Raw genomic sequence first — 5066 nt, 5'->3', positions numbered from 1 at the left:
CGTTAAAGCTGGCGGGTGAAGTCTACCTGGGCCGGGCGCCCGGGCAAATGGAGCTGAGTAGCCACCGGCGGGGTTTGGGCAATGAGGCGGCCGCGGCGGAAAACGTACAGACAGGGTGGCTTGAGGCGAAGGGCCTCCACCACATCGGCAGCTTGCAGCACCACCAAATCGGCGTAGCAGCCGGGCTTGAGCCCATAGCCCTCCAGGCCCAGCAGGCGGGCGCCGTTTTCTGTGACCGCCAAGAAGCACTGGCGCATCTGCTCATAGCCCGTCATTTGGGCAGCGTGGACTGCCATGTGGGCCACCTCTAGCATGTTGCCGCTGCCTAGGGGGTACCAGGGATCCATCACGCAGTCCTGGCCAAAAGCTACTGTCAGCCCGGCGGCCATCAGCTCCGGCACCCGCGTCAGCCCCCGCCGCTTGGGGTAGGTGTCCTGGCGGCCCTGCAGCACTAGGTTCACCAGCGGGTTGGCGATCACCCCCAGCTCTGCCTCGGCCATCAGGGGGATGAGTTTGCTCACGTAGGCGTTGTCCATGGAGTGCATTGAGGTGAGGTGGGAGGCGGCCACCCGCCCCTGCAAGCCCAGCCGCAGCGTTTCATAGGCCAAGGTCTCCACGTGGCGCGAAAGCGGATCGTCTGTCTCGTCGCAGTGCAGGTCCACCCGCAGCCCCCGCGCCGCCGCAATCTCGCACAGGGCCCGCACCGAAGCTGCTCCTTCAGCCATCGTCCGCTCAAAGTGGGGGATCCCACCCACCACCTCCACCCCCAAGTCCAGGGCCTTCTCCAAGAGCTGCACCGCTCCCGGCGAGCGGTAGTAGCCATCTTGGGGAAAGGCCACCAGTTGCAAATCCAGGTAGGGAGCAACCTTTTGCTTGACTTCCAGCAAGGCCCGCACCGCCAACAGGTTGGGATCGCACACATCCACATGGGCGCGGATGGCCAGGATCCCGCGCGCCACCGCCCAGTCGCAGTAGGTCAAGGCCCGCTCCATCACTGCCTCTGGCGTCAGCAGCGGCTTCAACTCCCCCCAAAGGGCGATCCCTTCCAGCAAGGTGCCCGATTGGTTGACGCGCGGGATCCCGTAGGTGAGGGTGGCATCCAGGTGAAAGTGGGCATCCACAAAGGGGGGTGACACCAAGCGGCCACTCACATCGATTTCCTGGGGAGCGGTGGCCTGCAGATTCACCTCCAGGGCAACGATGCGGTCTCCCTCAATGCCGATATCCACTCCCTTACGGCCATCCGGCAAGTTGGCCCGACGCAAGATTACATCCATCCCCCTCTTCCCAACCCAGCTTGACCATTTTCTTGCTCAAAAGCAAGTTTGCTCCAGGGATCCCTTGTCTAGGGTTTGCTGCCGCTGCTTTCCTCAAGTTCCTGCTGGCTACTAGCGTATATGGTAGAGGAAAGCCTCTTTTCGGGTCTTTCCCTCTCCCTATGCCCAGGGTTGGCACCTCTCGCCAGCAGAATGACCTCGGTTTTCGCTTTGCCCAGGCCAAGGGGCTAAAGCCCTACCAGCGCAAGCAACTGCAACGGCTCTACCAACTGCGCCTGCCCCCCAACTGTCTGGTGACGGTGGAGTTTGCCCAACGGCTGGGAGCCCTCACCCAAGATCTGGAAGGCCAGCCCATTAGTGTTTACCTCAACCGGCGCGGCCAAGTAATTCGCGTGGGGCTGGGATCCCCTTTTGAAACCCAGATCCCGGCTTGGGAGCTGCCGCGCCAGGGGGCGGAGCGCCTGTCTGGGATCCGCTGCATTACCACCCAAGTGGGGGCGGGGGGGCCTAGCCAAAAAGCCCTGACAGCCATGGCCCTACAGCGGCTGGACGCTCTCATTACCCTGTCGGTATCCCCTTTAGAGGGACGGCTGCGCCGCGGAGGAGGGGCCACAGGCTTTATCAAGTGCGCCTACCTAGCCCATCTGGTGCCGGAGGAAGAGCGCCGTTGGCAGGTTTCTGAGCCTTTGCCCTTAGGGATCCTGGCAGAGCAGGATCTGCAGGAGCTGGTGGCGGAGCTAGAAGATGGCTTTCGCCGCCAAGCAAGCGCTCACCAGGTGGATCCCCAGCAGGAGCGGGCCATCCTGGTGGGGCTGCAGAAGCCGGGACAGAGCTACGAGGATCTCATGGACGCCTTGGCGGAACTGGGCCGCCTGGTGGAAAGCGCCGGCGGCCAGGTGCTCCACACCCTTTGGCAGCGGCGGGAGGGCCCCGATTCCGCCACCGTTATCGGCTCGGGTAAGGTCCAGGAGTTGGCCCTGCTGGTGCAGGATTTGGGGGCCAACCTGGTGGTGTTCGACCGGGAGCTCACCCCCAGCCAGGTGCGCAACCTAGAAGAGGCCCTGGGGGTGCGGGTGGTGGATCGCAGCGAGGTGATCCTAGACATCTTTGCCCAGCGGGCCAGAACCCGGGCCGGGAAGTTGCAGGTGGAACTGGCGCAACTGCAGTATCTGCTGCCGCGCCTGGCTGGTCGCGGTCGCACCATGTCGCGGCTGGGGGGTGGAATTGGCACCCGTGGGCCGGGGGAAACCCAATTGGAAATGGAGCGGCGGGCCATCCAGCGGCGCATTAGCAAGCTGCAGCAAGAAGTGGAAGAGCTGCGCCGCCACCGCCAGCGGCTGCGCCAGCGACGGGAGGGATCCCAGATCCCCATGGTGGCCCTGGTGGGCTACACCAACGCCGGCAAATCCACCCTTCTCAACGCCCTCACCCACGCCCAGGTCTACGTGGCTGACCAACTCTTTGCCACCCTGGATCCCACCACGCGGCGGCTGGATTTGCCCGGCCAGCAGGCGGTGCTGTTGACCGACACGGTGGGCTTTTTAACCGAGCTGCCTGAGCAACTGGTGGAGGCCTTCCAAGCCACCCTGGAGGAGGTAACGGAGGCGGATGCCCTGCTGCACGTGGTGGATCTCTCCCACCCCAACTGGGAAGGGCAAATCGAGGCGGTGGAAAAATTACTGGACGAGATGCCCCTGGCCACTGGCCCGCGACAACTGGTGTTTAACAAAATTGACCGCCTCGATCCCGAATGGGTAGAGGATGTGCGCCTGCTTTATCCTAAGGCTCTCTTTGTCTCCGCTGCCACCGGCCAAAACTTGGATCAACTGCGCCACACCCTGGCCCAATTTGCCGCAGCCTTTGCTTCCACTTCCTTTGGGGGTCGGGAGTTTGGGGATCCCTGAAGCATTTCATTAGAAAATCAAAACTTGGCCGCTGTCCTCCTGCGCCTAGCTGCCTCAACATCCAGTTACATCAGGGTTACGATGAGTGTTAAGTAAAGTTGCCATTTGGCAGAGGGGGAAACATGGCCGCTACGGCAGTTGCACCGCGTTCAGCTCATCTTACGCTGCAAACTCTGCCCATTGGGGCCGACACCCTGGCCATCCGCTCCCAGGACTGGGATCGGGATCGGTTTGACATTGAATTTGCCCTGGAAAATGGCACGACCTACAACTCCTTTTTGATCCGCGGGGAGAAGGTGGCCCTGATTGACACCTCCCACGAAAAGTTTCGCCAGCTGTACTTGGATCTGCTGCAAGGCATCCTGGATCCGGCCACCATCGACTACTTGGTGGTTAGCCACACTGAGCCAGATCACAGCGGCCTAGTCGGGGATCTGCTGGAGCTAGCCCCCCAAATGACAGTGGTAGCCTCCAAAGTGGCCGTGCAATTTCTGGAAAACCTCGTGCATCGGCCCTTCCGGCACCTGGTGGTAAAGCAGGGGGATCGCCTGGATCTGGGCAAGGGGCATGTCCTGGAGTTTATCTCTGCCCCCAACCTGCACTGGCCCGACACCATCCTCACCTACGACCACGGCACCCAGATCCTCTACACCTGTGATGTGTTTGGGATGCACTACTGCGACGACTTGGCCTGGGACGAGCATCCCCACCTGCTACAGGCAGACTTTAAGCTCTACTACGACTGCCTCATGGGGCCCAATGCCCGCTCGGTGTTGTCTGCCCTCAAGCGCATGGAGGCCCTGCCTCCCATCGCTGCCATTGCCACTGGCCACGGCCCTCTGCTGCGCCATCACTTGTCCGACTGGGTGGAGCACTACCGCACCTGGAGCCTAGAGCAGGCCAAAGCCGAGCGCCTAGCGGCCGTGTTCTACCTGTCGGGCTACGGCCAGGCGGAAACGCTGGCCCAAGCCCTTGCCCGCGGGATTCAAAAAACCGGGGTTGCCGTCGAGCTGCTGGATCTGCGGCTGCTGGATGCCCACGAGGTGCGGGAGCTGATGAGCCTAGCCGCAGGTGTGGTGATAGGCATGCCGCCCCAATCAGGGCCAGACGCGGCCACCACCCAGGTGCTGCTGAAAACCCTCTTGGCCTCTGCCCACAGCAAACAAGGCTTTGGCCTCTTCGAGTCGGGCGGTGAAGATGATGAGTCGGTCTACCTCTGCCGCAACACGCTGCAGGAGCTGGGCGCCAAAGAGGTGTTCCCTCCCATTCTCCTTAAGCAACCTGTCAACGAAACTCTGCTGCAACTGGCCGAAGAAGCTGGCACTGACCTGGGGCAGTGGCTGACCCGGGATCGCAACATTCAGCAGATGAAAGCCCTGGATGCCGACCTGGATCGCGCCCTGGGCCGCATCAGCAATGGCCTCTACATCCTCACCGCCCGCAAAGGGCAGGCCACCAGCGCCATGCTCGCCTCCTGGGTGGCCCAGGCCAGCAGCGATCCCCCAGGGATCAGCGTTGCCGTGGCTAAGGATCGGGCAATTGAGTCCTTCCTGCAGGTAGGGGACACCTTTGTTCTCAATGTGCTGCAGGAGGGCCATCACCAGTCCCTGATGCGCCACTTCCTAAAGCGCTTCCCGCCGGGAGCTGACCGCTTTGCTGGCATCAAGACCTACCCCGCCGCCAACGGATCCCCTATCCTTGCCGATGCCTTGGCCTACTTGGAGTGCCGCGTGGCCAGCCGCCTAGAAACCAGCGACCACTGGGTGGTGTACAGCACCGTGGAAGCCGGGCGGGTCTCCAATCTGGAGGGCCTCACCGCTGTCCACCATCGCAAGGTGGGAAATCATTACTGAACCCCTGATCCCCCTCCCTGGGGAAGAGGAGA

At 62.4% G+C, this 5066-nt stretch carries 3 protein-coding genes; 2 read left to right on the top strand and 1 reads right to left on the bottom strand.

The window, feature by feature from the left end; genetic code table 11:
- Nucleotides 1-2 precede the first annotated feature (2 nt).
- A complete protein-coding gene (locus tag NW827_RS10785) occupies nt 3-1277 on the bottom strand; it encodes an amidohydrolase family protein (protein WP_414403554.1) in 1275 nt (424 codons plus the stop codon).
- Nucleotides 1278-1438: 161 nt separating this feature from the next.
- Between NW827_RS10785 and hflX the strand changes: the two genes are divergently transcribed.
- Entirely contained in the window at nt 1439-3181 is a 1743-nt protein-coding gene (hflX, locus tag NW827_RS10780) for a GTPase HflX (protein WP_414403553.1), read from the top strand.
- 122 nt (nt 3182-3303) lie between these two features.
- Nucleotides 3304-5034: a diflavin flavoprotein gene (locus tag NW827_RS10775; protein ID WP_414403552.1), complete on the top strand. Its 1731-nt coding sequence runs from the start codon at nt 3304-3306 to the stop codon at nt 5032-5034.
- The last annotated feature ends 32 nt before the right edge of the window (nt 5035-5066 follow it).

The organism is Synechococcus sp. H70.1, from assembly GCF_047502705.1.
GTDB lineage: Bacteria > Cyanobacteriota > Cyanobacteriia > Thermostichales > Thermostichaceae > Thermostichus.
The sequence above is the reverse complement of the archived record's forward strand: the minus strand, read 5'-3'. Positions and strand labels throughout refer to the sequence as shown.